Source organism: Vibrio sp. B1Z05, from assembly GCF_052955985.1.
In genome coordinates, this window is record NZ_CP130463.1 from 1,977,214 (window position 1) to 2,002,191 (window position 24,978).

Here is a 24,978-nt window from a genome sequence, read left to right on the forward strand (position 1 = left end):
CACTCACTATGACCCAAATCGTCACATTAAAAGACGTGACCGTTCAATTTAATCAACGTAAGGTTTTGGACAACATCAGTCTTTCAATCAACGAGTCTGAGATCACCACTTTAGTTGGCCCCAATGGCGCAGGTAAATCGACCTTAGTCAAAGTGATATTAGGAATACACAAAAAGTATCAAGGGAAAGTCACTAAGGCCCATAAATTAAGAATTGGCTATGTACCGCAAAAGTTGCATTTAAACGAGACACTGCCGTTAACTGTGGATCGCTTTTTACGTCTTGCCGGAAAATACAGTCAACAAGAACGCCAAGAGGCGCTGGCACTGGTTGGGGCAAGTCATCTTATCCATTTAGATATACATAAATTATCTGGCGGCGAAACCCAACGAGTATTGATCTCTAGAGCACTATTAATTCGCCCGCAATTACTGGTATTAGATGAGCCAGCGCAAGGGGTGGATGTACAAGGGCAAATTGATCTGTACAACCTTATTGATACCATACGCCACCGCTTTGGTTGTGCGGTATTTATGATCTCGCACGATTTACACCTCGTAATGGCTAAAACCGACAATGTCATTTGTTTGCAGCATCATATTTGCTGTTCGGGTTCACCCTTAGCGATTTCCAGTCACCCTAGTTATTTAAAAATGTTTGGCGGCGCCCCTGAAGCCAGCTTGGCACTGTATCGCCACCAGCACGACTACCATCACCACGACTTATCCGGCGACCCTGTCTCTGGGGATATTAATACCTGCCACCACCATAAACACGGACACCAACATGATTGAGTTTTTACTGCCTTCGATACTTGCAGGGTTAGGCATCGCCATTATTGCAGGCCCGCTAGGCTCTTTCGTTGTATGGCGAAAAATGGCCTATTTTGGCGATACCCTCGCCCACGCCTCGCTAATGGGTTTAGCGCTGGGCTTTTTGTTTGATGTAAATCTTTATCTCGCCTTGGTTGTTTGCTGTTTGACATTGGGCGTTATTTTAGTGGCATTACAACGCCAACAAATGGTGGCAACCGATACTTTACTTGGGATATTAGCGCATAGTTCATTATCACTGGGCTTAATTGCAGTCAGTTTTCTGGACAATGTTCGTGTTGATTTAATGGGCTATCTATTTGGGGATTTACTGGCGGTAAATTCACAAGATGTGATGTTTATTTTTGTTGGGGTGGCTATTGTGATGCTACTGCTCGTAAGCTTTTGGCGTCCCCTACTTTCAAGTACAGTAAACGAGGAGTTAGCGGCGATTGAGGGCGTTAATATTTCGCTGATGCGTCTGCTCACTATGTTGATGATAAGTTTGGTGATTGCGGTAGGCATGAAGTTTGTTGGCGCACTTATTATCACCTCCTTGCTCATCATACCGGCGGCAACGGCGCGACGTTTTTCTAAGAGCCCTGAGCAAATGGCGGTTATGGCATCGGTTATTGGCGGAATATGCGTCTTATCGGGGCTGAGCCTTTCTTGGCAATATGACACCCCTGCTGGCCCATCAGTTGTGGTTAGCGCTGCGCTGCTGTTCCTCTTAGTTCAGCTTAAACCGCAAAATAATTAGCCTTGTCTCTCAATAAATCGAATCCAAACAAAAAGCCTCTGATGGGAACATCAGAGGCTTCTATTACAGTTCTCTATTAGTAGAGCGAGTTATCTCATTACCAGCCGGTAATTTCGCGTAGCCCTTGACCAATATCGGCCAGGCTTTTCACGGTTTTAACACCAGCGGCTTCCAATGCTTGGAATTTATCTTCAGCAGTACCTTTACCACCTGAGATAATGGCCCCTGCGTGGCCCATACGCTTACCAGGAGGCGCTGTCACACCTGCGATATACGAGACTACAGGTTTAGTGACGTGCTCTTTAATGTAGGCTGCAGCTTCTTCTTCCGCTGTGCCACCAATTTCACCAATCATCACAATAGCTTCAGTTTCAGGGTCTTGTTCAAACAGCTTTAAGATGTCGATAAAGTTAGAACCCGGAATTGGGTCACCGCCGATACCGACACAAGTAGACTGACCAAAACCTTCGTCTGTGGTTTGCTTAACCGCTTCATAAGTCAGGGTGCCAGAGCGAGACACAATACCCACTTTGCCTTTCTTATGAATGTGACCTGGCATGATGCCAATCTTACACTCATCAGGAGTGATGACGCCCGGACAGTTAGGACCAATCATCACTACGCCGGCTTCGTCTAAGCGCACTTTAACGTCAAGCAAATCCAATGTTGGGATGCCTTCGGTGATCGTAACAATCAGCTTAATGCCTGCATCAATTGCTTCTAAAATGGCATCTTTACAAAACGGCGCTGGCACATAAATTACAGAGGCTGTCGCACCGGTTGTGTCTACTGCTTCACGTACGGTATTGAACACAGGTAAACCAAGATGCGTTTGACCGCCTTTACCCGGAGAAACACCGCCGACCATTTGCGTGCCGTACTCAAGTGCTTGTTCTGAGTGGAACGTACCTTGACCGCCAGTAAAACCTTGGCAGATAACTTTAGTCTCTTTGTTAATTAATACAGACATTATTTGCCCTCCGCTGCAGCTACAACTTTTTCTGCTGCTTCAGTCAGAGAGTTTGCAGCAATAATGTTTAGACCACTTTCCGCCAGTTTCTTCGAGCCTAAAGGTGCATTGTTGCCCTCTAAACGAACCACAACTGGCACCTCTACACCCACTTCTTCAACGGCGCCGATAATACCGTCAGCAATTAAGTCACAACGAACAATACCGCCAAAGATATTCACTAGAACGGCTTTTACATTGCTATCAGAAAGGATGATTTTGAAGGCTTCTGTTACGCGCTCTTTGGTTGCGCCGCCGCCCACATCAAGGAAGTTTGCCGGTTGTCCGCCGTGCAAGTTTACGATATCCATCGTACCCATCGCTAAGCCTGCACCGTTCACCATACAACCAATGCTGCCATCAAGAGCTACATAGTTAAGCTCCCATTGCGCTGCGTGTGCTTCTCGCTCATCATCTTGGGATGGGTCGTGCATTTCACGCAGTTTTGGTTGGCGGTACATTGCATTGGAATCGATGTTGATTTTACCGTCTAGGCACAGCAGGTTATCTTCTGCGGTGATCACTAGCGGGTTAATTTCCAATAACGCTAAATCGTACTGTGCAAACATGTTGCCCAGACCTAAGAAGATCTTAACGAATTGTTTAATTTGATCGCCTTTAAGACCTAACTTAAACGCCAGCTCACGACCTTGATAAGACTGAGGCCCTACCAATGGATCGATAGCCGCTTTATGAATCAACTCTGGCGTCTCTTCCGCAATCTTTTCAATATCTACGCCACCTTCAGTGGATGCCATAAATACAATGCGACGTGAAGCGCGATCAACAACCGCACCTAGGTACAATTCGTTGGCAATGTTTGAGGCTTCTTCGACTAAGATTTTAGTGACGGGTTGGCCATTAGCGTCTGTCTGATAAGTCACTAGGTTTTGACCTAGCCACTTTTGCGCAAATTCTTTTACGCCTTCTTTAGTATCATGCAACTCAACGCCGCCCGCTTTACCGCGACCCCCAGCATGTACTTGGCATTTAACCACTTTTTTTGCTGTGCTAATGCGCCCAGCTGCTTCAAATGCTTCTTGTGCTGTATTGCAGGCATACCCCTCAGGTACAGGTAACCCAAATTCAGCAAATAATTGCTTAGCCTGATATTCATGCAAATTCATTAGTATCTTCCATTTTAATTTGTCAGTGATAACAAGGTCATCACCTTCATTATTTCCTCATGCTAAAAGAGAGCTTTAGCAGGTGTGTAGGGGTACTTCTTTGTCTATGACTCAAATGCTAATTGCGATAAATGCCATATTTACCACGACTAATATAAGGTCAAAATAAGGGCGCCAACTGGCACCCTTAATTCTAATTAAACATCAAGTAGAAGACGCGCTGGATCTTCTAGTAGCTCCTTGATTGTGACCAAGAAACCAACCGACTCACGACCATCAATTAAGCGATGGTCATAGGACAGTGCCAAATACATCATTGGCAAGATTTCAACTTTGCCATTGACTGCCATTGGGCGGTCTTGGATTTTGTGCATGCCCAAAATAGCGGCTTGCGGTGGGTTGATGATTGGTGTCGACATCAATGAACCAAATACGCCGCCGTTGGTGATAGTAAAGTTACCACCCATCAACTCGTCGACTGTCAATTTTCCGTCACGACCTTTAATAGCAAGATCTTTGATGCCCTTCTCGATATCAGCAAAACCTAACGTATCACAGTCTTTTAGAACTGGGGTCACTAGGCCGCGCGGAGTTGATACCGCCATGCTAATGTCAAAGTAGTTGTGGTAAACAATGTCATCGCCATCAATAGAAGCGTTCACTTCTGGGTAGCGTTTTAGCGCTTCAGTAACGGCTTTCACGTAGAAAGACATAAAGCCTAAACGGGTATCATGGCGCTTTTCAAAAGAGTCTTTGTATTGCGCGCGCAGATCCATGATTGGCTTCATGTTCACTTCGTTAAACGTGGTCAACATGGCCGTGCTGTTTTTCGCTTCCAGTAGACGTTTTGCTACCGTCTTACGCAAGCGTGTCATTGGCACACGTTTTTGACTGCGAGCCGTCGCCGGCGCTTCAATTGGCGCAGCCACTGGTGCTTCTGGAGCCGCTTTCTTAGCATTAGCTAAGTGCGCGTCCACATCTTCACGAGTGATACGACCGCCAACACCTGTACCTTTCACATCCGAAGGGTTCAAGCTGTGCTCTGCAAGTAAGCGTCTTACCGCAGGACTCAAGGCTTCATTGCTTTCTTCAGTCAATGTCGCTTTATGGCGTTTGTCTGGAGAGGCTTCAGTGGCTTCGGTTGAGTCTTTAGTTGGCTCACCGGCTACCGCGCCCGGTTTGATTTTGGCAAGAAGCTGCTTGGCAAGTACCGTTGCACCTTCTTCTTCTAGGACTTCTTCAAGCACACCGGCTTCTGGAGCTGGCACTTCAAGGACAACTTTATCAGTTTCAATATCCACTAATACGTCATCACGCTCTACTCTATCGCCAGGCTTTTTGTGCCATGTTGCAACGGTAGCATCTGCAACTGATTCAGGTAAATCAGGAACCAGAATTTCAATTGTCATTTGTTGGGCTTCCTTATTCTTCTAGTTCTTTATCAATTGTAAGAGCGTCATCGATTAACGCTTTCTGTTGTTTCAAGTGCACAGACATGTAACCCACAGCAGGTGATGCTGACGCTGGGCGACCGGCATAATTCAAAGTGGTGTTAAATGGCGTTGCTGCGCGGAAGTTGTGTTGGCTTGAATACCAAGCACCTTGGTTTTGAGGCTCTTCCTGACACCAAACGTAATCGGTCACTTGCGGGTAAATAGAGATTACTTCACGCAAATCTGCGATTGGGAATGGGTACAACTGTTCAATACGAACAATCGCCACATCATCAATTTCACGTTTACGTCGTTCATCCAGAAGGTCGAAATACACTTTACCCGAACAGAACACCACACGGCGTACTTTAGACGGTTCAAGATCATCTACTTCAGGAATACAAGGTTGGAACGTACCTTCCGCTAAATCTTCTAACGACGACACACACAATGGATGACGCAGTAAAGATTTAGGAGACATCACAATCAAAGGACGGCGCATTGGGCGAACTACTTGGCGGCGCAACATGTGATACACCTGCGCTGGGGTTGATGGCACAACCACTTGCATGTTTTGTTCCGCACACAGCTGTAAATAACGCTCTAGACGTGCTGAGGAGTGCTCAGGACCTTGACCTTCATAACCGTGTGGCAGCAGTAAGGTAATACCACATAAGCGGTTCCACTTTTGCTCACCCGAGGAGATGAATTGGTCAATCACTACCTGTGCACCGTTGGCAAAGTCACCAAACTGTGCTTCCCAGATAGTCAGGCCGCCCGGCTCTGCGGTGGTATAGCCGTATTCAAATGCCAATACTGCTTCTTCAGACAATACAGAGTCAAAGACTTGGAATGGCCCTTGTTTGTCATGAATGTTGGCAAGTGGCACGTACGTGCTCGCATCACCTTGGTTGTGCAATACTGCGTGACGGTGGAAGAAAGTACCACGGCCCGAGTCTTGCCCTGAGATGCGGATACGCTTGCCATCGTCAACGATAGTGGCATATGCCAATGTTTCCGCCATGCCCCAGTCAATGGCTTTTTCGCCTTCAACCATGGCTTTACGGTCGTTATATAACTTGTTAACGCGGCTTTGCAATTGGTGGCTATCAGGATAATCGCACACTTTTTTGCCTAGCTCTTTTAAACGAGTCAGCTCTAATTTGCTGTCCCACTCAATATCCCATTCATGGCCAATATAAGGAGACCAATCCACAGAATGCAGAGCCATCGGGCGCCACTCTTTCACCACCACTTCACCGTGGTCGAGAGCATCACGATATTCATTCACCAGTTGCGTGGCGGTATCGATGCCAATCTCATCACGCTCCATCATCACATCAGCGTATAGCTTACGTGGCGTTGGGTGCTTTTTGATTTTTTGATACATCAATGGCTGAGTTGCGTTTGGCTCATCGGCTTCGTTGTGACCATGGCGGCGGTAACATACCAAGTCAATCACCACATCACGCTTAAAGGTGTTGCGGTAATCAAGAGCGATACGAGTGACAAAAGCCACCGCTTCTGGATCATCGGCATTCACGTGGAATATCGGCGCCTGTACCATCTTCGCGATATCGGTACAGTACATAGTAGAGCGAGTATCTCTAGGGTTCGACGTAGTAAAACCAATTTGGTTATTCACTACGATTCGCACCGTACCGCCCACTTGGAAACCGCGTGCTTGAGACATATTAAATGTCTCTTGTACCACCCCTTGTCCGGCAATCGCCGAATCACCGTGAATGGTGATAGGTAATACTTTTGAGCCGTCTTTATCAGCCAGACGGTCTTGACGAGCACGTACTGAGCCGATAACTACTGGGTTTACAATCTCTAAGTGAGATGGGTTAAAGGCTAACGCTAAGTGAACGTTACCACCGGGAGTGGCAAAGTCTGCGGAGAAACCTTGGTGATATTTCACGTCACCGGTACCCCAAGTCTCATCGTGCTTACCGGCAAACTCATCAAACAAGTCTTGCGGTTTTTTACCTAGCACGTTGACCAGCATATTCAAACGGCCACGGTGAGCCATGCCTACAACCACCTCACGCATACCACTACGGCCTGCATGACGAATTAACTCTTTGGTCATAGGAATCAGCGCATCACCACCTTCTAGAGAGAAGCGTTTTGCACCGGGGAATTTAGCACCAAGATAGCGTTCTAAACCTTCTGCCGCTGTGAGCTCGTCAAGATAAGTAATTTTCTCTTCTAATGAGAATTCCGGCTGAGATTGAACTGATTCAAGACGCTGCTGAACCCAACGCTTTTGCTCTGTGTTGGTCATGTGCATGTATTCTGCACCGACTGAACCACAGTAAGTCTTGTTGAGCGCTTTATAGAGGTCTTTCAACTGCATGGTTTCTTGCGCGACCGCAAAAGAACCGACGTTGAAATTTTCGTTGAGATCATCTTGTGTGAGATTATGGAACGCAGGGTCCAGTTCAGGCTGAACTGGGCGTTGCCATAAACCTAACGGATCTAGGTTAGCCGCTTGATGGCCTCTAAATCGATAGGCGTTAATAAGTTGCAAAACCCTTACTTGTTTCGCATCGACATCAGGATCACTTACTTGGACACTATAATGCTTAGTCTCTTGTGCGAGTCGGCGAAAGTAGTCACGGACGCGAGTATGGGATTGCTCCCCTTGTTCTGATGCTTGCACAGGCAGTTCATCAAATACGCGTTTCCATTCCTCACTCACCAAGTCTGGATCACTGAGATAAAGTTCGTAGAGTTCTTCTACGTACGTTGCATTGGCGCCAGCCAAGTGTGAAGACTCGAGCCATGCCTTCATCACACTGTTATGCATATATTCCCTTAATCTGTAGATTAATACTTGTTGTTTCGGTCTTTGCCGAACTTATCTTCAACCCAAAAAGGTTGGCTACAACAGGCTTAACAGTAAACCTCGAAAAGCCCGTAATTTCAATAATCTAAACCGAACGATTGACTAACATCGTTTTGATATGCCCAATCGCTTTGGTCGGGTTTAACCCCTTAGGACATACACTGACACAATTCATGATGCCATGACAACGGAAAACACTGAATGCATCGTCTAAACTGCTTAGTCGCTCATCAGTTGCCGTATCTCGGCTATCAATTAACCAGCGATAAGCCGCTAGTAGGCCCGCAGGACCGATGAACTTGTCAGGGTTCCACCAGAAAGATGGGCACGATGTGGTACAACACGCACACATAATGCACTCATATAATCCATCCAAATGTGCACGCTCTTCTGGCAACTGTTTGTGCTCACGTGACGGAGGTAATTCGCCATCAGAAATCAAAAACGGCTTCACTTTGGCGTAGTTGTCATAAAACTGAGTCATGTCGACAATCAGATCACGTACCACTGGTAATCCAGGTAATGGACGAATGGTCAGCGTATCCCCTTTCAATGCAGAAAGTGGCGTGATACACGCAAGACCATTTTTACCATTCATGTTTAAACCGTCACTGCCACACACACCCTCACGACAAGAGCGGCGGAAGGAAAGCGAAGGGTCTTGTTCTTTCAACAAGATCAGTGCATCAAGCACCATCATGTCCGAGCCTTCTTCCACCTCTAGGGCGTACTGTTTCATGTAAGGTTTGCTGTCCACATCTGGGTTATAGCGATAGACAGAAAAATTCAGGTTCATATCTCGCTCCCTTAATAGGTTCTAGCTTTCGGTGGAAACGCTTCACGATGTACAGGTTCCATATTCACATCACGCTTAGACATACTTTCCGTTTCTGGATTGTAAATTGAGTGGCATAGCCACTGCGAATCATCGCGGTCTGGATAATCAAAGCGGGCATGTGCGCCGCGACTTTCTGTACGGTAGTTAGCAGCAACCGCAGTTGCTACAGCGGTTTCCATCAAGTTATCAAGTTCGAGACACTCAATACGCTGTGTATTGAACTCTGTGGATTTATCGCTAAGGTGCGCATCTTGCAGACGCTCACGGATAACTCGCAGTTCTTCAAGTCCCGTTGCCATCGCTTCACCTTCACGGAATACCGAGAAGCTGTTTTGCATGCAACTTTGCATATCTTTACGGATTTGCGCTGGGTCTTCACCACGGGTGCTGTTCTCCCAACGCATAGTACGCGCCAAAGAGGCTTCAAGATCGGACTCAGATACTGGGCGAGCTTCAGATTGTGCATCTAAGGTATCGCCTAGGTGTAAACCTGTTGCGCGACCAAACACCACTAAATCAAGCAATGAGTTTCCGCCAAGTCGGTTTGCACCGTGTACCGATACTGAGGCGATTTCGCCACAAGCAAACAGACCTTGCACTTCCACGTCTTGTCCGTTGTCATCAAGCTTAATCGCTTGACCGGAAACTTGAGTCGGAACGCCGCCCATCATGTAGTGACAGGTTGGGATAACAGGAATCGGTTCTTTCACAGGATCTACGTGGGCAAAGGTACGTGATAGCTCACAAATACCCGGCAGACGTGACTCGAGTACGTCTTTACCTAAATGGTCCATCTTCAGTTTGATGTGAGGTCCCCAAGGGCCATCACAACCACGGCCTTCACGAATCTCGATCATCATCGAACGCGCTACAACATCACGACCGGCTAAGTCTTTCGCATTCGGTGCATAACGCTCCATAAAGCGTTCGCCATCTTTATTAAGAAGATAACCGCCCTCACCGCGACACCCTTCGGTCACAAGTACGCCAGCACCTGCGATTCCGGTTGGGTGGAATTGCCACATTTCCATGTCTTGCATCGGCACGCCAGCGCGCAGCGCCATACCTACGCCATCACCAGTGTTGATGTGTGCGTTAGTAGTAGAAGAGTAAATACGCCCTGCGCCGCCAGTGGCTAAAATAGTGGCCTTCGATTTGAAGTAACACATCTCGCCCGTTTCCATGCAGATTGCGGTACAACCCATCACTACGCCATCTTGGTTTTTCACCAAATCAAGGGCGTACCACTCACTAAAGATGGTGGTTTTGTATTTGATGTTTTGTTGGTACAAGGTATGCAGTAGTGCGTGACCTGTGCGGTCAGCAGCAGCAGCAGTACGCGCAGCTTGCTCACCACCGAACTGTTTTGACTGGCCACCAAACGGACGTTGATAAATAGAACCGTCTTCGAAGCGAGAAAATGGCAGACCCATTTTTTCTAGCTCGATGACAGATTCTGGACCGTTCTTACACATGTATTCGATAGCGTCTTGGTCACCAATGTAATCCGACCCTTTAACCGTGTCGTACATGTGCCATTGCCAGTTGTCTTCGTGAGAGTTACCAAGAGCAACAGTAATACCACCTTGCGCTGATACGGTGTGAGAACGTGTCGGAAATACTTTTGATAGTAATGCGCAAGTTAACCCTTGCTCAGAGATTTGTAGTGCTGCGCGCATACCTGCACCACCAGCACCAATGACAACAGCGTCAAATTCGCGAACTGGAATTGTCATTTATGCCCCCCAAAGAATAAATAGGCCAGAGAAGAAATAACCAAATAGCACCGCAACAAGGACCAGTTGCAGGCTGCCGCGGAGCAGCGTTGGTTTAATATAATCAGTTAATACCTGCCACACTCCAATCCACGCATGAATAAGAATGCAAAACAGGGCAATCATGGTAAACACCTTGGTGAACAGTCCACCGAAGAAGTGTGTCCACTGCAAATAACCTATGTCGCCAGTAAATAAGAAGAAGCCACATAGATAAATGGTGTATAGGGTCAAGATGATTGCTGTTGCACGAACCAACAAGAAATCATGGACGCCATTACGCCCTACGGAAGAAATAGGATTTACCATACAATTACCCCCGCAACGATTGCTAGTACGCCTGTCACAATAAAGGAGATTTGCGCACTTTTTGCGCCGCTCTCTAATTCTTCAAAGTAACCTAGGTCTTGGCAAAGATGTCGAATACCGCCCACGATATGATAGAAAAGTGCAGTCAGTATTCCCCACAAAATAAATTTGACGAAGAAGCCATCCACGTAACTGGCCGCCTCCATAAATCCTTTTGGTGATGATAGAGAAATAGAAAGTAACCAAAGCAAAATCCCTACAGCGACAAAGGTAATAACACCAGATACCCTGTGCAGAATCGAAGCAATGGCAGTGATTGGGAAATGAATCGTTTGCAGATCCAAATTGACGGGTCTTGTTTTTTTCTTGTCCACGGCGTGCTCTCTCAGCTCCTTTGAACAGTTACAAATCGTAAACAATTGCGCTTTCTTAGCAAAAACTTAACAAAAGCTTACATAAGTTAGGGTTAAACCTAATTATTTTGTCACTTTAATCCTCTATAACTTAGAACTACCTCCCACTAACTAAAAGTAGTGATAGAGATAACTCAATGATATAGCTTTTAATTCACCGCCACTATAACGTTTGTTAACAATGACACACAATATTATTAACAAATTTTGTTACATAGGCCTGATTTTTAGTTATTCTACTTATAGAAATCGAGACAAGTGCACACAAAAAGCTATATAAATTGACTTCTAGTGCGAACACCAGTACAAATTTGGTGCACCATTGAATCAAGATGGAAAATAAATAACAAAGGAGAATGTTATGGCAGATAAGCAAGCGACTCTGACTATTGAGGGTCAAGCGCCTATCGAATTGCCGATTATGAAGGGAACCGATGGCCCAGACGTGATCGATGTTCGTACATTAGGAAGCCAAGGGTATTTCACCTTTGACCCTGGTTTTCTTGCCACCGCATCTTGTGAATCTCAAATCACCTACATCGATGGCGACGCTGGTATTTTATTACACCGCGGCTATCCAATCGATGAATTAGCAAACAACGCAGATTATTTAGAAGTTTGTTATATTTTGCTCTACGGAGAAGCACCCACTCGCGAAAAATACGATAACTTTAAGAAGATTGTTGGACGCCATACTATGGTGCATGAACAAATCGCAAGCTTCTTTCATGGTTTCCGTCGCGACGCGCACCCGATGGCAGTAATGTGTGGGGTAGTAGGAGCATTAGCAGCCTTCTATCACGATTCACTTGACGTTAACAATGATGAACACCGCGAAATTGCAGCATTTAGATTGCTATCTAAAATGCCTACACTTGCGGCAATGTGCTACAAATACAGCATAGGTCAGCCGTTTATTTATCCACGAAATGACCTTACTTATGCAGAAAACTTCTTACACATGATGTTTGCAAACCCATGTGAAGAATACGAAGTTAACCCTGTGGTTGCTCGTGCAATGGATAAAATTTTCACTCTGCACGCCGACCATGAGCAAAACGCCTCTACGTCGACCGTTCGTTTAGCGGGGTCTTCTGGCGCTAACCCATTTGCTTGTATTGCCGCGGGTATTGCCTCTTTATGGGGACCGGCACACGGCGGCGCAAATGAAGCGTGTCTACATATGCTTGAAGAAATAGGCAGCGTTGACAACATTGAAGAATATGTTGCTAGAGCAAAAGATAAAGATGACCCATTCCGTTTGATGGGCTTTGGTCACCGCGTTTACAAGAACTACGATCCTCGCGCAACGGTAATGCGCGAAGCATGTCACGATGTGCTTAAAGAGCTAGACATCAAAGATCCTCTGCTAGATGTCGCAATGGAACTGGAACGTATTGCGCTTTCTGATGAATACTTTGTGGAGAAGAAACTCTACCCGAACGTAGATTTCTACTCAGGCATTATTCTAAAAGCCATCGGTATTCCTGTATCTATGTTTACCGTTATCTTTGCCATCTCACGTACTGTGGGTTGGATTGCCCATTGGAGCGAAATGCACGACGATCCGAATAACCGTATCGGCCGACCTCGTCAGTTGTACACAGGTGAAACTAAGCGCGGCTTTAAGCCACTTCACGAACGTGAATAATGTCAGCTAAAAATTGCGCTGCTTACGCTATGATTTAGTACAAGCAGTTCGAATAGAAAAGGCTTGAACACTATGTTCAAGCCTTTCTTTTTATTACACTATTTAAACCCAATTATACTGGGTTATTAATATCAACAAAGGTAACCTCAAAACCGTATTGCTCTGCCAACCACTCGCCTAACGCTTTAATACCATAACGCTCAGTGGCATGATGCCCCGCCGAAAAATAATGAATGCCCTGCTCACGCGCCACAAATGTTGTTCGCTCTGAAATTTCCCCAGAAATAAACGCATCCAGTTGATGATCTGCGGCAAGTTGAATGTAATCCTGACCGCCACCAGTACACCAACCTACACTTTCAATCATTTTATCGGCAAAGTCAGGCGCAATATGCAAAGGTTCACGATTGAGCACTTGCGCAATACGCTGCGCAAATTCCGCGCCAGTGACAGGCGATTTTAGACGTCCATACAGCGCGATAGATTGAGCGTGCCCTTCAAGGCCCCCTTCAATCTCAATATCCAACAGCTCAGCTAATTTTGCGTTGTTGCCTAGCTCAGGATGAATATCTAAAGGTAGATGGTAGCCATAAAGGTTAATATCATTTTTGATCAGTGCACGAATACGACGCCCTTTCATACCCACTATCGGCTCAGGTTCGCCTTTCCAAAAATAACCGTGATGCACCAAGAGTGCATCCGCATTAAGTCGAATAGCTTCATTGATTAACGCTTGGGATGCAGTCACTCCAGTGACTATTTTTTTGATATTTTCAGTCCCCTCTACTTGCAATCCATTCGGCGCATAATCTTTAATTTGTTGGGCACTTAGTTTGTCGTTTAGCAGTGTTTGCAATTTTAAATTGTTCATTTCTATTCCAAATATTTGAAAATGCATCGGATATGTAGCAAGTTAAATAGACCATCCTTGACAGGTTTGTATCTCTAACGGTTTATCTATGCCTAACTATACGGTCAATGCTTCAATTTTAACTCAATTTGCCCAGTGGATTGCAACAACAGCGCCGCTATTTCGAGAAGATGAGATCATTGTGCAGCATTTGCCCTTTCGCAATACAGAGACGGCGCAGTTTGCTGATTACTGCAAAAACTCACGGCTGGGCTTTATTTATCAGCACCTTTGTCAGGAACTGTTCGTACAATGCTCTGACTTATCTGTTGAGCAAACAGAATTACAACTAAATGATGCAGGGCGAACCATAGGCGAGCTGGATTTTGTTTTACGCCACCCGCACCAAAATAAGGCTCAGCACTGGGAAGTAGCGATTAAGTTTTACTTGTTGCATGAAGATAAGTGGTACGGGCCCAATGCGAGGGACCGCTTAGATAAAAAGCTGCGTCATATGTTGACTCATCAGTTGCAACATACGCATATGCCGTACTTTGTAGCGCAATACCCGCAGTGGCAATACCTGTCGCAACACCTGTTAATGCAAGGCCGTTTGTATATTAACCCTTTCCAACAACAGACCATTCCTAGCCATTGTGACGACAAAGAGATAAACCCAAGTCAAATCAATGGTTTTTGGTGCTATCAAAAGCAGTTTGCACAAATTGATGAACCGCTCTATCAACTGGACAAAGCGTATTGGGCTATCGGCAAAACCTCATCGTCACCTCGGGTAACAGAAGCCTCGCAAGGTATTTTACATTGTCAAAGTGAATCAGGTCGATTTTGGTTTGTAGTACCAAATGATTGGCCTAATAATCGCTAGTTAATTATTCAAACAGTGATTGCACTTTCTAGCAAACAGCGATTAAAAATAAAGTTAAAACCAATAAAAACAAAGTGTTAGGTGAATAAACTCAATACGCTTTCGGCACAGGCATTCACGCATGTCTCAGGGCGCATATTGAACCTGACCAAGCATAGGAATAAAGTCGGGCTACATTCAAAGCATTGGCTAGTTTATCTAGAAATTCACATGGCACAATTAGTAGAAGCATTGTTCGTTTTTATGCTGATGGTCTGTATTCCTATCTCAATCGTTATTCTGTTTCAGCGAAAAAACGATAAAAAAGCCGCGCGACGCTTATCACGCTGAGCAACTTCTGTGCAAAACTCTATAGCGCGATAGATTCAAACATAAAAAAACCCATTTACCGTTAGGCAATGGGTTTTTATGATTTGAGCGAATGGCTTAATCGTTATTTAAGGCGATTACGGTTATAAACCTGCTGCCTTGAATACTTGATTCACAATCTCTTGCGCTTCAGTTTCAATCAGTTTTAGATGCTCTGCACCTTTGAAGCTCTCACAGTAAATCTTGTAGATTTCTTCTGTGCCAGATGGACGAGCCGCAAACCAACCATTTGCAGTAGTTACTTTCAGACCACCAATTGCAGCGCCATTGCCTGGAGCATGCGTTAGACGAGCGGTAATCGCGTCACCCGCTAACGTATCCGCAGATACCATCTCAGCAGACAGTTTAGTGAGCACGTCTTTTTGTGGGCCGTTTGCTACCGCTTGAATACGGTTGTAGCTAGACTCACCGTGTTTCGCCGCTAACTCGTTGTAGTATTGCTGAGGGTTTTTACCCGTTACTGCGGTAATTTCAGCCGCTAGTAAACACAAGATGATGCCATCTTTATCTGTTGCCCAAGGCGTACCGTCTTTACGTAAGAAAGACGCACCTGCGCTCTCTTCACCGCCGAAGCCAAACTTGCCTTCGTACAGACCGTCTACAAACCATTTAAAGCCAACAGGCACTTCACATAGTTCACGACCAAGATCAGCCACAACGCGATCGATAATAGCACTAGAAACCAGTGTTTTACCCACGGCAACTTCTGCGCCCCAACCTTCACGGTGACGATATAAGTAATCGATACACACGGCTAGGAAATGGTTTGGATTCATCAAACCTGCTGGCGTTACAATGCCGTGACGGTCATAGTCAGGGTCGTTACCAAATGCTAGGTCGTAATCGTCTTTCAGTGCCAGTAGACCTGCCATCGCGTAAGGCGAAGAACAATCCATACGTACCACACCGTCTTTATCTAAAGACATGAACTGGAAGCTAGGGTCAATGGCTTCACTCACTAGAGTTAAGTCTAGGTCGTACGCTTTTTGAATTTGACGCCAGTAATCAATGCCTGAACCACCTAGTGGATCAACACCGATTTTTAAGTTGGCTTTTTGAATCGCTTGCATGTCAACAACGTTGACCAGATCAGCCACATAAGGAGCTACGAGATCTTTTTCAACGAACAACTCGCTCGCTTTTGCATCCGCAATGCCTACACGTTTTACATCCACCAGACCCGCAGCAATGATTGCATTAGCGCGATCTTCAATTGCTTTAGTCAATTCACCTTCCGCTGGACCACCATGTACAGGGTTGTACTTGATGCCACCATCTTGCGGCGGATTATGCGAAGGAGTGATGACGATGCCGTCAGCTTTAGCATCGTTGACTAAGTTATGAGTCAGGATTGCATGGGAGATACCCGGAGTTGGGGTATAACCTTCATGCTCTTGACAGATAACCTGCACACCATTTGCCACCAACACGTCTACCACAGTAGAAAATGCCGGTTCAGAAAGTGCGTGAGTGTCTTTACCCACGAATAACGGCCCGGTCACTCCGTGACTCGCGCGAACTTCAACGACCGCTTGCGCGATGGCTAAAATATGATTTTCGTTAAAGGTTACCTTGTCAGCACTACCACGATGGCCCGAAGTACCAAATGCAACTTTTTGTGCCGCATTGCCAGCTTCAGGTTGCAACAAATAGTAGTTAGCCACCAACTGAGGGATGTTGTGTAGATCTTCTTGCTGAGCCTTTTGCCCGGCACGAGGATGCATAGCCATTGAGTTGTTCCTTTTATAGTTCTTAAAATCAAAAATACCCACGAACCTGGGGGGATTCTGTGGGTATTATTCCTTGGGATTATATCGAACGTGTGACACGTTCTATTAATTCGGCGGGAAAGGACATTCGTACCATTAACTGTTCAACCATCTGACGTTTACGGCTGGTATTGTTATTGGTGATCACCCAAAACGGTGATCCAGGAATGGCTCTTGGTTTGGTCGTAGTGCCACTTGCCAAGAGTACCGCTTCGTTGTCTGCAAAATAAACACGCTTGCGCCCTTTTACTTGAGTCGCTTCGGCAAATCCGTCTTTATCGATTCTATGCAGCGCAGACAGCATAAACATAAATCTATCAATCGCCTTATCAAGAGAGGCAAATTCATCTGAAATCAATTCGCTGCGGATTTGCTTGATAGGGTCAATGGACTGTGTCGGTTTACCAACGGTGATCGGTGTTGCAGGTCCAGTAGGCTCAGCTTCAGTTACTTCTTGAGCCGCTTCGACTTCTTGTTCTACAGCACCATTCACATCGAGTAAACGTCGTAGAATATCGGATGCACTCTCTCCAATACGTTGGGTTCGGCTCGCGATAAATCTATACAGTTCTTCGTCAACTTCGATGGTTTTCATTCGCTTTTCACAATCTTATTAGTTTAAACTGCTTCAGATTATACCCAGTTATTGAGCAAGTCTCTACGGAAAGAAAAAAGGAAATGGATAAAATGTCGAGCCAGTTGCACTATAAAATCCAAGGTAACGGTAAACCTATGCTTCTGATTCATGGTTTATTTGGCAGTTTAGATAACCTTGGGTTACTTGCGCGCGATCTCAGTCAAGATCATCAAGTGATCAGTGTCGACCTGCGAAACCATGGACGCTCCCCTCATTACCCTGAGCATACTTATGCTGCGCAAGCGGCCGATATCCTCTCTCTTATCGACGATCTTGAGCTTACAGGAGTCACTCTAGTTGGGCATTCGATGGGTGGCAAAGTCGCGATGAAGTTAGCCTCACTAAGGCCGGAGCTCTTTGAGCAATTGATTGTGTTAGATATGGCCCCAGTGGCTTACCATGTTGATCGCCACAGCAATGTATTTGCTGGCATTCAAGAAGTAGCAAAACAAAAACCTAAACTTCGTTCTCAAGCCATGTCACTGCTGGCGCAGCATATTGAGATGGAAGGCGTGAGTCAGTTTTTGAGTAAGTCCCTATATAAAGAGGGAGAGACGTTAAGCTGGCGCTTCAATTACATCGCCTTACAAAATCAATATCAACAGATCATGACATGGGAGACTTTAGCGCCAAATCCAGTCGCTACCCTGTTTATGAAAGGCGCTAATTCCGACTATATTCAAGCCGAACATCAAAGCAGCATCATGCAGCAATTTCCCAATGCTAAAGCGCACATCATTGCTAATACTGGGCATTGGTTGCACGCAGAAAAACCGGACATGGTATTGAGAGTAATTCGCAAGTTTATTGCACAAAATTGAGATTCAAGGGTAAACAGAAGCCGTTAGGTTATGTTATAGTTCCGCGATTGATTAAGCATAAAGGGATGCCATGCTATACGATTACATTAATCAAATTGAATCCATAGGGCTCGATTTGCTGTTTGCTTCCGTATTTATACTTATCGGGTTAGCAATCAAGGATGTTCTAAAGCAGGGCAATGTTCCTCCATTTGGGCGTCGTATCGTATGGTTAGTGCTGTTTCTAGGTTGTGCCGGCTTTGTCACTAAGGGTGTTATACAACTCTCTTGGGAAGGCTCGGGTTTATAATCTATAACGCCAATATAAACGCATCCCATTACATCCAATATAGGTACTGATTCTATGGCAAGTGTAGGTCTCTTCTTCGGCAGTGATACTGGTAATACAGAAGCTGTTGCAAAGATGATTCAAAAACAACTAGGTAAACAACTGGTTCATGTTCAAGATATAGCAAAAAGTAGCAAAGAAGACATTGATAACTTCGATCTGCTACTACTTGGTATCCCTACTTGGTATTACGGTGAATCTCAATGTGATTGGGATGACTTTTTCCCTGAACTAGAAGCAATTGATTTCAGCACTAAACTTGTGGCTATTTTCGGTTGTGGTGACCAAGAAGATTACGCTGAGTACTTCTGTGATGCTATGGGCACGATTCGTGATATCGTAGAAGCGAAAGGCGGTACTATTGTCGGTTACTGGCCTACCGAAGGCTACGAATTTGAAGCCTCTAAAGCATTGGTTGATGATGATCACTTCATCGGCTTGTGTATTGACGAAGATCGTCAACCTGAATTAACCGAAGAGCGTGTTAAAACTTGGGTTGAGCAGATTCATTCTGAAATGTGTCTTGCCGAACTAGAAGACTAAATCGTCTCCATTTTTAAAAGGGGGCCTTGTGCTCCCTTTTTTAGTTTTGCGCGACAATCACTTACAATAAACCCATCAATGGCACATACTGTTCGTGATGGCCTTCCATTTTATAGAGAAAAAGAATACCCACAATTAACACATTGTTTATTGTTGTCTATTCTTTCCATATAATGAACAATTAACAAGCAGCTCAAATTTTTAAAGGAATATACATGCCAGATAACAACAAAGCCCTAAAAGAAGCTGGATTAAAAGTCACTTTACCCCGCTTAAAAATTTTAGAGCTCCTGCAACAACCGGGTTGTCAGCACATCAGTGCGGAAGAGCTGTATAAGAAACTTATCGATATCGGTGAGGAAATTGGGCTAGCAACCGTTTACCGAGTATTAAACCAATTTGATGATGCAGGCATTGTTACTCGCCATCATTTTGAAGGCGGAAAATCTGTATTTGAACTTGCAACTCAACACCACCATGACCATCTTGTTTGTCTTGACTGTGGTGCGGTTATCGAGTTTAACGACGAAGTGATTGAACAACGTCAGCATGAAATTGCTAAAAAACACAACATCAACCTAACCAACCATAGCTTATACTTATACGGTCGCTGTGCTTCAGGTGATTGTAAGACAAATCCTAACGCACACAGTTAATCTGATACAAAAAAGGGTTTTATGTCATTCAGCAAAAATGGATTTACGCTGATTGAGCTAGCCGTCGTTATTGTTATTCTTGCGGTGCTGACTGTTATAGCAGCGCCGCGATTTCTCAATCTCAATGCTGATGCTAGAGAATCAATGCTACGTGGTGTTGCCGCTGAGATGCAACAGGCCATCAATTTCGGACACCAAAAGTGGGCGATTGAAGGTAGAGCTAATCAGCCACAAATTGATCTTCCAAACTACGCCAATGGCGAGGTGGATTTCAATGAAGTGGGCTTTCCTATTGGCACTACCAAACAGGCTGTGTTTAGAGCACCTTATAACATAGGCAGTGGTGAAGTAGCATGTTCACTATTGTTTGATGCCATTCTCGTCACCTCTCTCACCGCTACCCGAAGCTATAATCAAGCCGACAACTTTGACTTTGTTGCCCGCCGAACCAGTAGCGATCTCACCGGTGAAAATAGTGGTCCCTATCAAACCAAATGTCATTACATTTATACTAAAGATGGCTTTGATAGAGATCCTGAGGTTGCCACGCATGTGATTTGGTATAACTCGCGCACCGGTAGCGTGTATTACGTTAACAACGGATAAAACACTCTCCTACCCTATTTTCACACTCAAGCTTGGCTAACACGCATAAATCGCTTAGAAGCAAATTGCGCCATGTGCGGAGCTAATAACACCACCATCAACAAACGTACAATCTGCATACTCATCACAAAGCCTAGGTTGACTTGGGTATGGCTTGACAGCGCTATCGCAGTAACTGCATCTAACCCTCCAGGAGTCGTTGCCAGATAAGCGGTTAAAGGGCTCACATGGAACACCTGCACCAACAGCACTGCCACCAAACCGCATAATGAGATTAATCCCAGGATAGACAATAGAATTTTAGGTAGCGCAAACAAGGCTTGTTTGACTATCTCAGGGCTAAATCTCATACCGATACTCACGCCAAGCACTAAATATGCGATATCCAATATCCATTCAGGCACTTCAAGTACCGCAACGCCGGAGTTAACACAAAAGGCACTGACAAATATCGACACCAGAAAACAGCCGGCGGGCAAACGTGATTTCACGCCAAGATAAGAGGTCGCCACAATAATAAACAGCGTTTCCAGCACCGCCAACAATGGATGTGGATCTAGCCAGTGCTGTATATGTAATTGAGTGGATTGAGCCGCGCCAATCGCTAAAAAATGCGCAACGGTAGCCGCCAGTAAGCTCACCATAACCACGCGCAAATACTGCATGAACGCGACTAAGCTGGGGTCATTACCATAAGACTCCGCCATCACTACCATAGCGGATGCACCGCCCGGGGCGCACCCCCATATCGCTGTACTGCCCGGTAAAATGCGTAACTTAGCTAGGCTATACCCCATCAACTGACAGGCTAATAGCACCACCAGCGCCACCCCAACAAAGATCCACCAAATAGACAAGAACGGCTTTAAGATACTTAAATCCAACACTCGACCTGCCATCAACCCAATCACAGATTGAATCAGGTAAATGGCCGATTTTGGCGTCTTCACTGAGCATTTATAAAAGCTAAATACAATAGCGGCTAACATTGGGCCCAGTAAGGTAGCCGCCGGAATATGCACGCTATCAAACAGAACGCCAGCCAATAAGCATGCGCTATACACAAATAAAGCTCGAAATGAAAACATAAAAAATGCCAGTCAGAGAAACTGACTGGCATTTTACCTATTGCTTATCGCGAATGGTTAAATATTAACGCAATGTAATTTTGTAACTAACTCACTTTAGCCCAAGTATCACGTAAACCAACGGTGCGGTTAAATACCAATGCCTCAGCTGTGCTGTCTTTGCTATCAATGCAGAAGTAACCTGTACGTTCAAACTGATAACCTGCATCTGCAGCCGCACTCACTAAGCTTGGCTCAACAAAACCTTGTTTAGTGGTTAAAGACTCAGGGTTAATCACCGCTTTAAAGTCTTCTGCTGCCGCAGGGTTTGGCACAGTAAATAAACGGTCGTATAAACGAATCTCAGCAGGCACACCTTTACTTGCTGATACCCAATGGATAACGCCTTTAACTTTACGGCCATCGGTTGGGTTTTTACCTAATGTCTCATCATCGTAAGTACAGAAGATAGTGGTGATGTTACCTTGCTCATCTTTTTCGATGCGCTCAGCTTTAATCACGTACGCGCCGCGTAGACGAACTTCTTTACCAAGCACTAAGCGCTTGTACTTTTTGTTGGCTTCTTCGCGGAAATCATCGGCTTCAATCCATACTTCGCGAGTAAATGGTACTTCACGATTACCCATTTCAGGTTTATTTGGATGATTTGCCACGGTCAGTGTTTCGACCTGATCTTCAGGGAAGTTTTCAATCACAACTTTAACGGGCTCAAGAACAGCCATTGCACGAGGTGCGTTTTCATTAAGGTCGTCACGAACACAAGACTCTAAAGAACCAAATTCAATCATGTTCTCTTGTTTTGTTACGCCGATACGTTTACAAAATTCACGAATAGAAGCCGGAGTAAAGCCACGACGGCGCAAACCAGAAATAGTCGGCATACGTGGATCATCCCAGCCGTTAACCAAGTTTTCAGACACCAGTTGGCTTAGCTTACGCTTAGACATAACTGTGTATTCAAGGTTAAGGCGGCTGAACTCATACTGATGTGGTTGAGTTTCGATAGTGATGTTTTCCAACACCCAATCGTATAGACGACGGTTGTCTTGGAACTCAAGTGTACACAATGAGTGAGTAATGCCTTCTAGCGCATCCGAAATACAATGCGTGAAGTCGTACATTGGGTAAATACACCATTTGTCACCGGTTTGATGATGGTGAGCAAAACGCACACGATACAAAACAGGATCGCGCATCACCATAAATGATGAGCTCATGTCGATCTTAGCACGCAGACAAGCCGCACCTTCAGCAAAGCCACCGGCACGCATTTTTTCAAACAGTGCTAAGTTTTCTTCTACTGAGCGAGTACGGTATGGGCTTTCTTTGCCTGGAGCGGTCAAAGTGCCACGGTATTCACGAATTTCGTCAGCACTTAGCTCTTCTACGTACGCTAAGCCTTTATTAATCAGTTCAATGGCATACGCATGCAACTGATCAAAGTAGTTAGATGAATAACAAATCTCACCAGACCAATCAAAGCCTAACCACTGCACGTCGCTTTTGATTGAGTCAACGTATTCAATGTCTTCTTTTTCAGGGTTAGTATCATCAAAGCGCAAGTTACACTGACCTTGATAATCTTGAGCAATACCAAAGTTTAGACAGATCGATTTAGCGTGCCCGATATGCAGGTAGCCGTTTGGCTCTGGCGGGAAACGAGTATGCACGCTGCTGTGTTTACCATCCGCGATATCTTTATCGATAATCTGACGGATAAAATTCGATGGTCGAGCCTCAGCTTCACTCATCTATAGCACCTCATGGTTCAATTTTGCAAAAGTATTCTATGACCTTACATTGTATTCGCCTCATTGATGAAATCTAGATGTTTATGTTCTAAAAAGTAAAAAAAATGCCTCCCGAAGGAGGCATAAGGACAATAATTAACTGTTATTGAATTAAGATGGAAGCTCTACTGCTGTTAAGTCAGCATCTACAGGGATTTGTTTCATTTCGCCTGCAACGATTTCAGCTAGAGGACCTAGGATAACTTGAACGTTATTTGAACCTAGTTTCACCACGCCCATCGCACCTAAATCTTTCAACGTTTTCTCGTTTACAACATTGGTATCGTTCAATGTTAGACGTAGACGAGTAATACAAGCATCGATAGATGAAATGTTGCTGTGACCACCTAGTGCTTTTAGGTACTGTTTTGCAAGCTCAGAAGAGTTTGAAGAACCAGTTACTGTTGATGCTTCACCTTCGTCATCTTCGCGGCCTGGAGTTTTAAGACCAAACTTAACGATAACGGTGCGGAACACTGCGTAGTAAATACCGAAGAACGCGACACCTTGTAGGATAAGCATGTACCAATCTTTCGCCAGAGGGTTACGGCTAGAAAGAACCATATCCACAAGACCTGCCGAGAAACCAAAGCCTGCAATCCACTGCATTTGTGCTGCGATGAATACAGAGATACCAGTTAGTGCTGCGTGCAGAACGTATAGGCCTGGTGCTAAGAACATGAATGAGAATTCTAGTGGCTCAGTCACACCGGTGAAGAAAGATGCAAAGCCCGCTGCAATCATGATAGATGCAACTTTCTCTTTATGCTTAGACTTAGAAGTGTGGTAGATAGCCAGTGCTGCGCCCGGTAGACCAAACATCATGATTGGGAAGAAACCTGCTTGGTACATACCTGTAACACCTAGTGTTGCAGTACCTTCAGCAATAGATTTCGCGCCGCCTAGGAAGTTAGGAATATCGTTAATACCTGCAACGTCAAACCAGAATACTGAGTTCAATGCGTGGTGTAGACCGATTGGAATAAGTAGACGGTTAAAGAATGCGTAGATACCAGCACCTACAGAACCCATGTCTTGAATAGACTCACCGAAGTGTACAAGGCCACCGTAGATTGCAGGCCATACGTACATAAGTACGAATGCCATTACAATACCAGCAAATGAAGTCAAGATAGGAACTAAACGCTTACCAGAGAAGAACGCCAACGCTTTGTGGAGTTCAACGGTAGAGAAGCGGTTATAGATTTCAGCAGAGATAATACCCACAAGGATACCGACAAACTGGTTTTGGATTTTACCAAATGCTGCAGGAACTGCGTCGCCGCTGATCCCTTGAATCTGAGCCACTGCTCCAGGTGATAGTAGTGTAGTTACAACATACATCATAACTAAGCCAGAAAGTGCCGCGGCACCGTCTTTGTCTTTTGACATACCGTAAGCAACACCAACGGCGAATAGCCACGACATGTTATCAATGATTGCTGCACCGGCTTTGATAAGGAAGCCAGCCAGTGGGCTGTTACCACCCCAACCGGTTGGATCAATCCAATAACCAATACCCATTAAGATTGCTGCTGCTGGTAGGGTAGCAACTGGCACCATCAGTGCCTTACCTACCTTTTGTAAATATCCAAGAATGTTCACGTTACTTCTCCTCCTGAGGAACCTATTAAAACTTTTTTTAGTAAATTAA

23 protein-coding genes are annotated in these 24,978 nt (G+C 45.1%); 9 read left to right on the forward strand and 14 right to left on the reverse strand.

The features are described from left to right. Positions 1–8: 8 nt before the first annotated feature. Positions 9–794: a zinc ABC transporter ATP-binding protein ZnuC gene (gene znuC, locus QV280_RS08925; protein ID WP_023403472.1), complete on the forward strand. Its 786-nt coding sequence runs from the start codon at positions 9–11 to the stop codon at positions 792–794. Then, positions 787–1,572 (forward strand): zinc ABC transporter permease subunit ZnuB, encoded by a 786-nt coding sequence (znuB, locus tag QV280_RS08930; RefSeq protein WP_023403471.1) that lies wholly within the window; start codon positions 787–789, stop codon positions 1,570–1,572. Before znuC ends, znuB begins: the two co-directional genes overlap by 8 nt. A gap of 97 nt (positions 1,573–1,669) precedes the next feature. Here the strand turns inward: znuB and sucD are convergent, their stop codons facing one another. The 8 genes from sucD to sdhC form a co-directional block, all read right to left on the reverse strand. Then, complete coding sequence (gene sucD / locus QV280_RS08935; protein WP_023403470.1) at positions 1,670–2,542, reverse strand: succinate--CoA ligase subunit alpha; 873 nt, start codon at positions 2,540–2,542, stop codon at positions 1,670–1,672. After that, a complete protein-coding gene (gene sucC / locus QV280_RS08940; protein ID WP_152819626.1) occupies positions 2,542–3,708 on the reverse strand; it encodes an ADP-forming succinate--CoA ligase subunit beta in 1,167 nt (388 codons plus the stop codon). Before sucC ends, sucD begins: the two co-directional genes overlap by 1 nt. 197 nt (positions 3,709–3,905) lie before the next feature. Beyond that, complete coding sequence (gene odhB, locus QV280_RS08945) at positions 3,906–5,117, reverse strand: 2-oxoglutarate dehydrogenase complex dihydrolipoyllysine-residue succinyltransferase (protein ID WP_152819625.1); 1,212 nt, start codon at positions 5,115–5,117, stop codon at positions 3,906–3,908. A gap of 13 nt (positions 5,118–5,130) precedes the next feature. Then, the gene (gene sucA, locus QV280_RS08950; protein WP_023403467.1) at positions 5,131–7,956 is read right to left on the reverse strand and encodes a 2-oxoglutarate dehydrogenase E1 component; all 2,826 of its coding nucleotides are present in this window, start codon (positions 7,954–7,956) and stop codon (positions 5,131–5,133) included. A 124-nt stretch (positions 7,957–8,080) separates the two neighbouring features. Then, complete coding sequence (locus QV280_RS08955) at positions 8,081–8,791, reverse strand: succinate dehydrogenase iron-sulfur subunit (RefSeq protein WP_023403466.1); 711 nt, start codon at positions 8,789–8,791, stop codon at positions 8,081–8,083. 11 nt (positions 8,792–8,802) lie between these two features. Then, positions 8,803–10,569 carry a succinate dehydrogenase flavoprotein subunit gene (sdhA, locus tag QV280_RS08960; protein ID WP_023403465.1) on the reverse strand — a complete coding sequence of 589 codons (1,767 nt, stop codon included), beginning with the start codon at positions 10,567–10,569 and terminating at the stop codon, positions 8,803–8,805. Then, positions 10,570–10,917 (reverse strand): succinate dehydrogenase, hydrophobic membrane anchor protein, encoded by a 348-nt coding sequence (gene sdhD / locus QV280_RS08965; protein WP_023403464.1) that lies wholly within the window; start codon positions 10,915–10,917, stop codon positions 10,570–10,572. It lies immediately after the preceding gene. Then, positions 10,911–11,291 (reverse strand): succinate dehydrogenase cytochrome b556 subunit, encoded by a 381-nt coding sequence (gene sdhC, locus QV280_RS08970; protein WP_021711973.1) that lies wholly within the window; start codon positions 11,289–11,291, stop codon positions 10,911–10,913. The genes sdhD and sdhC overlap by 7 nt, the downstream gene beginning before the upstream one ends. A gap of 400 nt (positions 11,292–11,691) precedes the next feature. Here sdhC and QV280_RS08975 point away from each other — a divergent pair, with 400 nt between their 5' ends. Beyond that, the gene (locus QV280_RS08975) at positions 11,692–12,981 is read left to right on the forward strand and encodes a citrate synthase (RefSeq protein WP_023403463.1); all 1,290 of its coding nucleotides are present in this window, start codon (positions 11,692–11,694) and stop codon (positions 12,979–12,981) included. Between the two features lie 112 nt (positions 12,982–13,093). Here the strand turns inward: QV280_RS08975 and QV280_RS08980 are convergent, their stop codons facing one another. Next, positions 13,094–13,852, reverse strand: a complete 759-nt coding sequence (locus QV280_RS08980; RefSeq protein ID WP_152819624.1) for a Nif3-like dinuclear metal center hexameric protein — start codon at positions 13,850–13,852, stop codon at positions 13,094–13,096. 88 nt (positions 13,853–13,940) lie between these two features. Between QV280_RS08980 and QV280_RS08985 the strand changes: the two genes are divergently transcribed. After that, positions 13,941–14,717, forward strand: a complete 777-nt coding sequence (locus QV280_RS08985; protein ID WP_152819623.1) for a DUF1853 family protein — start codon at positions 13,941–13,943, stop codon at positions 14,715–14,717. A gap of 452 nt (positions 14,718–15,169) precedes the next feature. On the opposite strand, the gene pgm is transcribed toward QV280_RS08985, so the two are convergent. Together pgm and seqA are read right to left on the reverse strand one after the other, a co-directional pair. Further along, positions 15,170–16,816 carry a phosphoglucomutase (alpha-D-glucose-1,6-bisphosphate-dependent) gene (gene pgm / locus QV280_RS08990; protein WP_023403460.1) on the reverse strand — a complete coding sequence of 549 codons (1,647 nt, stop codon included), beginning with the start codon at positions 16,814–16,816 and terminating at the stop codon, positions 15,170–15,172. 79 nt (positions 16,817–16,895) lie between these two features. Continuing rightward, positions 16,896–17,450 carry a replication initiation negative regulator SeqA gene (gene seqA / locus QV280_RS08995; RefSeq protein ID WP_023403459.1) on the reverse strand — a complete coding sequence of 185 codons (555 nt, stop codon included), beginning with the start codon at positions 17,448–17,450 and terminating at the stop codon, positions 16,896–16,898. Positions 17,451–17,542: 92 nt separating this feature from the next. On the opposite strand from seqA, the gene QV280_RS09000 reads away from it, so the two are divergent. The 5 genes from QV280_RS09000 (at position 17,543) to QV280_RS09020 (ending at position 20,446) form a co-directional block, all read left to right on the forward strand. After that, a complete protein-coding gene (locus QV280_RS09000; RefSeq protein WP_152819931.1) occupies positions 17,543–18,313 on the forward strand; it encodes an alpha/beta fold hydrolase in 771 nt (256 codons plus the stop codon). A 70-nt stretch (positions 18,314–18,383) separates the two neighbouring features. Next, positions 18,384–18,602, forward strand: coding sequence for a DUF2788 domain-containing protein (locus tag QV280_RS09005; protein WP_023403457.1), 219 nt, complete (start codon positions 18,384–18,386; stop codon positions 18,600–18,602). A 54-nt stretch (positions 18,603–18,656) separates the two neighbouring features. Continuing rightward, complete coding sequence (gene fldA, locus QV280_RS09010) at positions 18,657–19,184, forward strand: flavodoxin FldA (protein WP_023403456.1); 528 nt, start codon at positions 18,657–18,659, stop codon at positions 19,182–19,184. Positions 19,185–19,399: 215 nt separating this feature from the next. Further along, entirely contained in the window at positions 19,400–19,840 is a 441-nt protein-coding gene (fur, locus tag QV280_RS09015) for a ferric iron uptake transcriptional regulator (RefSeq protein ID WP_152819621.1), read from the forward strand. 21 nt (positions 19,841–19,861) lie between these two features. Then, positions 19,862–20,446 (forward strand): type II secretion system protein, encoded by a 585-nt coding sequence (locus tag QV280_RS09020; RefSeq protein ID WP_152819620.1) that lies wholly within the window; start codon positions 19,862–19,864, stop codon positions 20,444–20,446. 26 nt (positions 20,447–20,472) lie between these two features. Here the strand turns inward: QV280_RS09020 and QV280_RS09025 are convergent, their stop codons facing one another. The 3 genes from QV280_RS09025 to nagE all read right to left on the reverse strand — a co-directional run bounded on the left by QV280_RS09025 (position 20,473) and on the right by nagE (position 24,929). Next, on the reverse strand, positions 20,473–21,534 hold the full coding sequence (locus QV280_RS09025) for an AbrB family transcriptional regulator (RefSeq protein WP_023403453.1): 1,062 nt from the start codon (positions 21,532–21,534) through the stop codon (positions 20,473–20,475). 86 nt (positions 21,535–21,620) lie between these two features. Further along, complete coding sequence (glnS, locus tag QV280_RS09030; protein ID WP_152819619.1) at positions 21,621–23,285, reverse strand: glutamine--tRNA ligase; 1,665 nt, start codon at positions 23,283–23,285, stop codon at positions 21,621–21,623. Positions 23,286–23,435: 150 nt separating this feature from the next. Continuing rightward, positions 23,436–24,929, reverse strand: a complete 1,494-nt coding sequence (nagE, locus tag QV280_RS09035) for an N-acetylglucosamine-specific PTS transporter subunit IIBC (RefSeq protein ID WP_023403451.1) — start codon at positions 24,927–24,929, stop codon at positions 23,436–23,438. Positions 24,930–24,978: the final 49 nt, after the last annotated feature.

Excerpts from the sequence above, each read along its gene's own strand:
- sdhA (WP_023403465.1), bottom strand. The coding sequence starts at position 10,569 with ATGACAATTCCAGTTCGCGAATTTGACGCTGTTGTCATTGGTGCTGGT.
- sucD (WP_023403470.1), bottom strand. The coding sequence starts at position 2,542 with ATGTCTGTATTAATTAACAAAGAGACTAAAGTTATCTGCCAAGGTTTT.
- QV280_RS08955 (WP_023403466.1), bottom strand. The coding sequence starts at position 8,791 with ATGAACCTGAATTTTTCTGTCTATCGCTATAACCCAGATGTGGACAGC.
- odhB (WP_152819625.1), bottom strand. The coding sequence starts at position 5,117 with ATGACAATTGAAATTCTGGTTCCTGATTTACCTGAATCAGTTGCAGAT.
- QV280_RS08975 (WP_023403463.1), top strand. The coding sequence starts at position 11,692 with ATGGCAGATAAGCAAGCGACTCTGACTATTGAGGGTCAAGCGCCTATC.
- QV280_RS08985 (WP_152819623.1), top strand. The coding sequence starts at position 13,941 with ATGCCTAACTATACGGTCAATGCTTCAATTTTAACTCAATTTGCCCAG.
- QV280_RS09020 (WP_152819620.1), top strand. The coding sequence starts at position 19,862 with ATGTCATTCAGCAAAAATGGATTTACGCTGATTGAGCTAGCCGTCGTT.
- pgm (WP_023403460.1), bottom strand. The coding sequence starts at position 16,816 with ATGGCTATGCATCCTCGTGCCGGGCAAAAGGCTCAGCAAGAAGATCTA.
- QV280_RS09000 (WP_152819931.1), top strand. The coding sequence starts at position 17,543 with ATGTCGAGCCAGTTGCACTATAAAATCCAAGGTAACGGTAAACCTATG.
- znuB (WP_023403471.1), top strand. The coding sequence starts at position 787 with ATGATTGAGTTTTTACTGCCTTCGATACTTGCAGGGTTAGGCATCGCC.
- seqA (WP_023403459.1), bottom strand. The coding sequence starts at position 17,450 with ATGAAAACCATCGAAGTTGACGAAGAACTGTATAGATTTATCGCGAGC.
- glnS (WP_152819619.1), bottom strand. The coding sequence starts at position 23,285 with ATGAGTGAAGCTGAGGCTCGACCATCGAATTTTATCCGTCAGATTATC.
- sucC (WP_152819626.1), bottom strand. The coding sequence starts at position 3,708 with ATGAATTTGCATGAATATCAGGCTAAGCAATTATTTGCTGAATTTGGG.
- fur (WP_152819621.1), top strand. The coding sequence starts at position 19,400 with ATGCCAGATAACAACAAAGCCCTAAAAGAAGCTGGATTAAAAGTCACT.
- znuC (WP_023403472.1), top strand. The coding sequence starts at position 9 with ATGACCCAAATCGTCACATTAAAAGACGTGACCGTTCAATTTAATCAA.
- QV280_RS08980 (WP_152819624.1), bottom strand. The coding sequence starts at position 13,852 with ATGAACAATTTAAAATTGCAAACACTGCTAAACGACAAACTAAGTGCC.
- fldA (WP_023403456.1), top strand. The coding sequence starts at position 18,657 with ATGGCAAGTGTAGGTCTCTTCTTCGGCAGTGATACTGGTAATACAGAA.
- sucA (WP_023403467.1), bottom strand. The coding sequence starts at position 7,956 with ATGCATAACAGTGTGATGAAGGCATGGCTCGAGTCTTCACACTTGGCT.
- QV280_RS09005 (WP_023403457.1), top strand. The coding sequence starts at position 18,384 with ATGCTATACGATTACATTAATCAAATTGAATCCATAGGGCTCGATTTG.
- sdhD (WP_023403464.1), bottom strand. The coding sequence starts at position 10,917 with ATGGTAAATCCTATTTCTTCCGTAGGGCGTAATGGCGTCCATGATTTC.
- QV280_RS09025 (WP_023403453.1), bottom strand. The coding sequence starts at position 21,534 with ATGTTTTCATTTCGAGCTTTATTTGTGTATAGCGCATGCTTATTGGCT.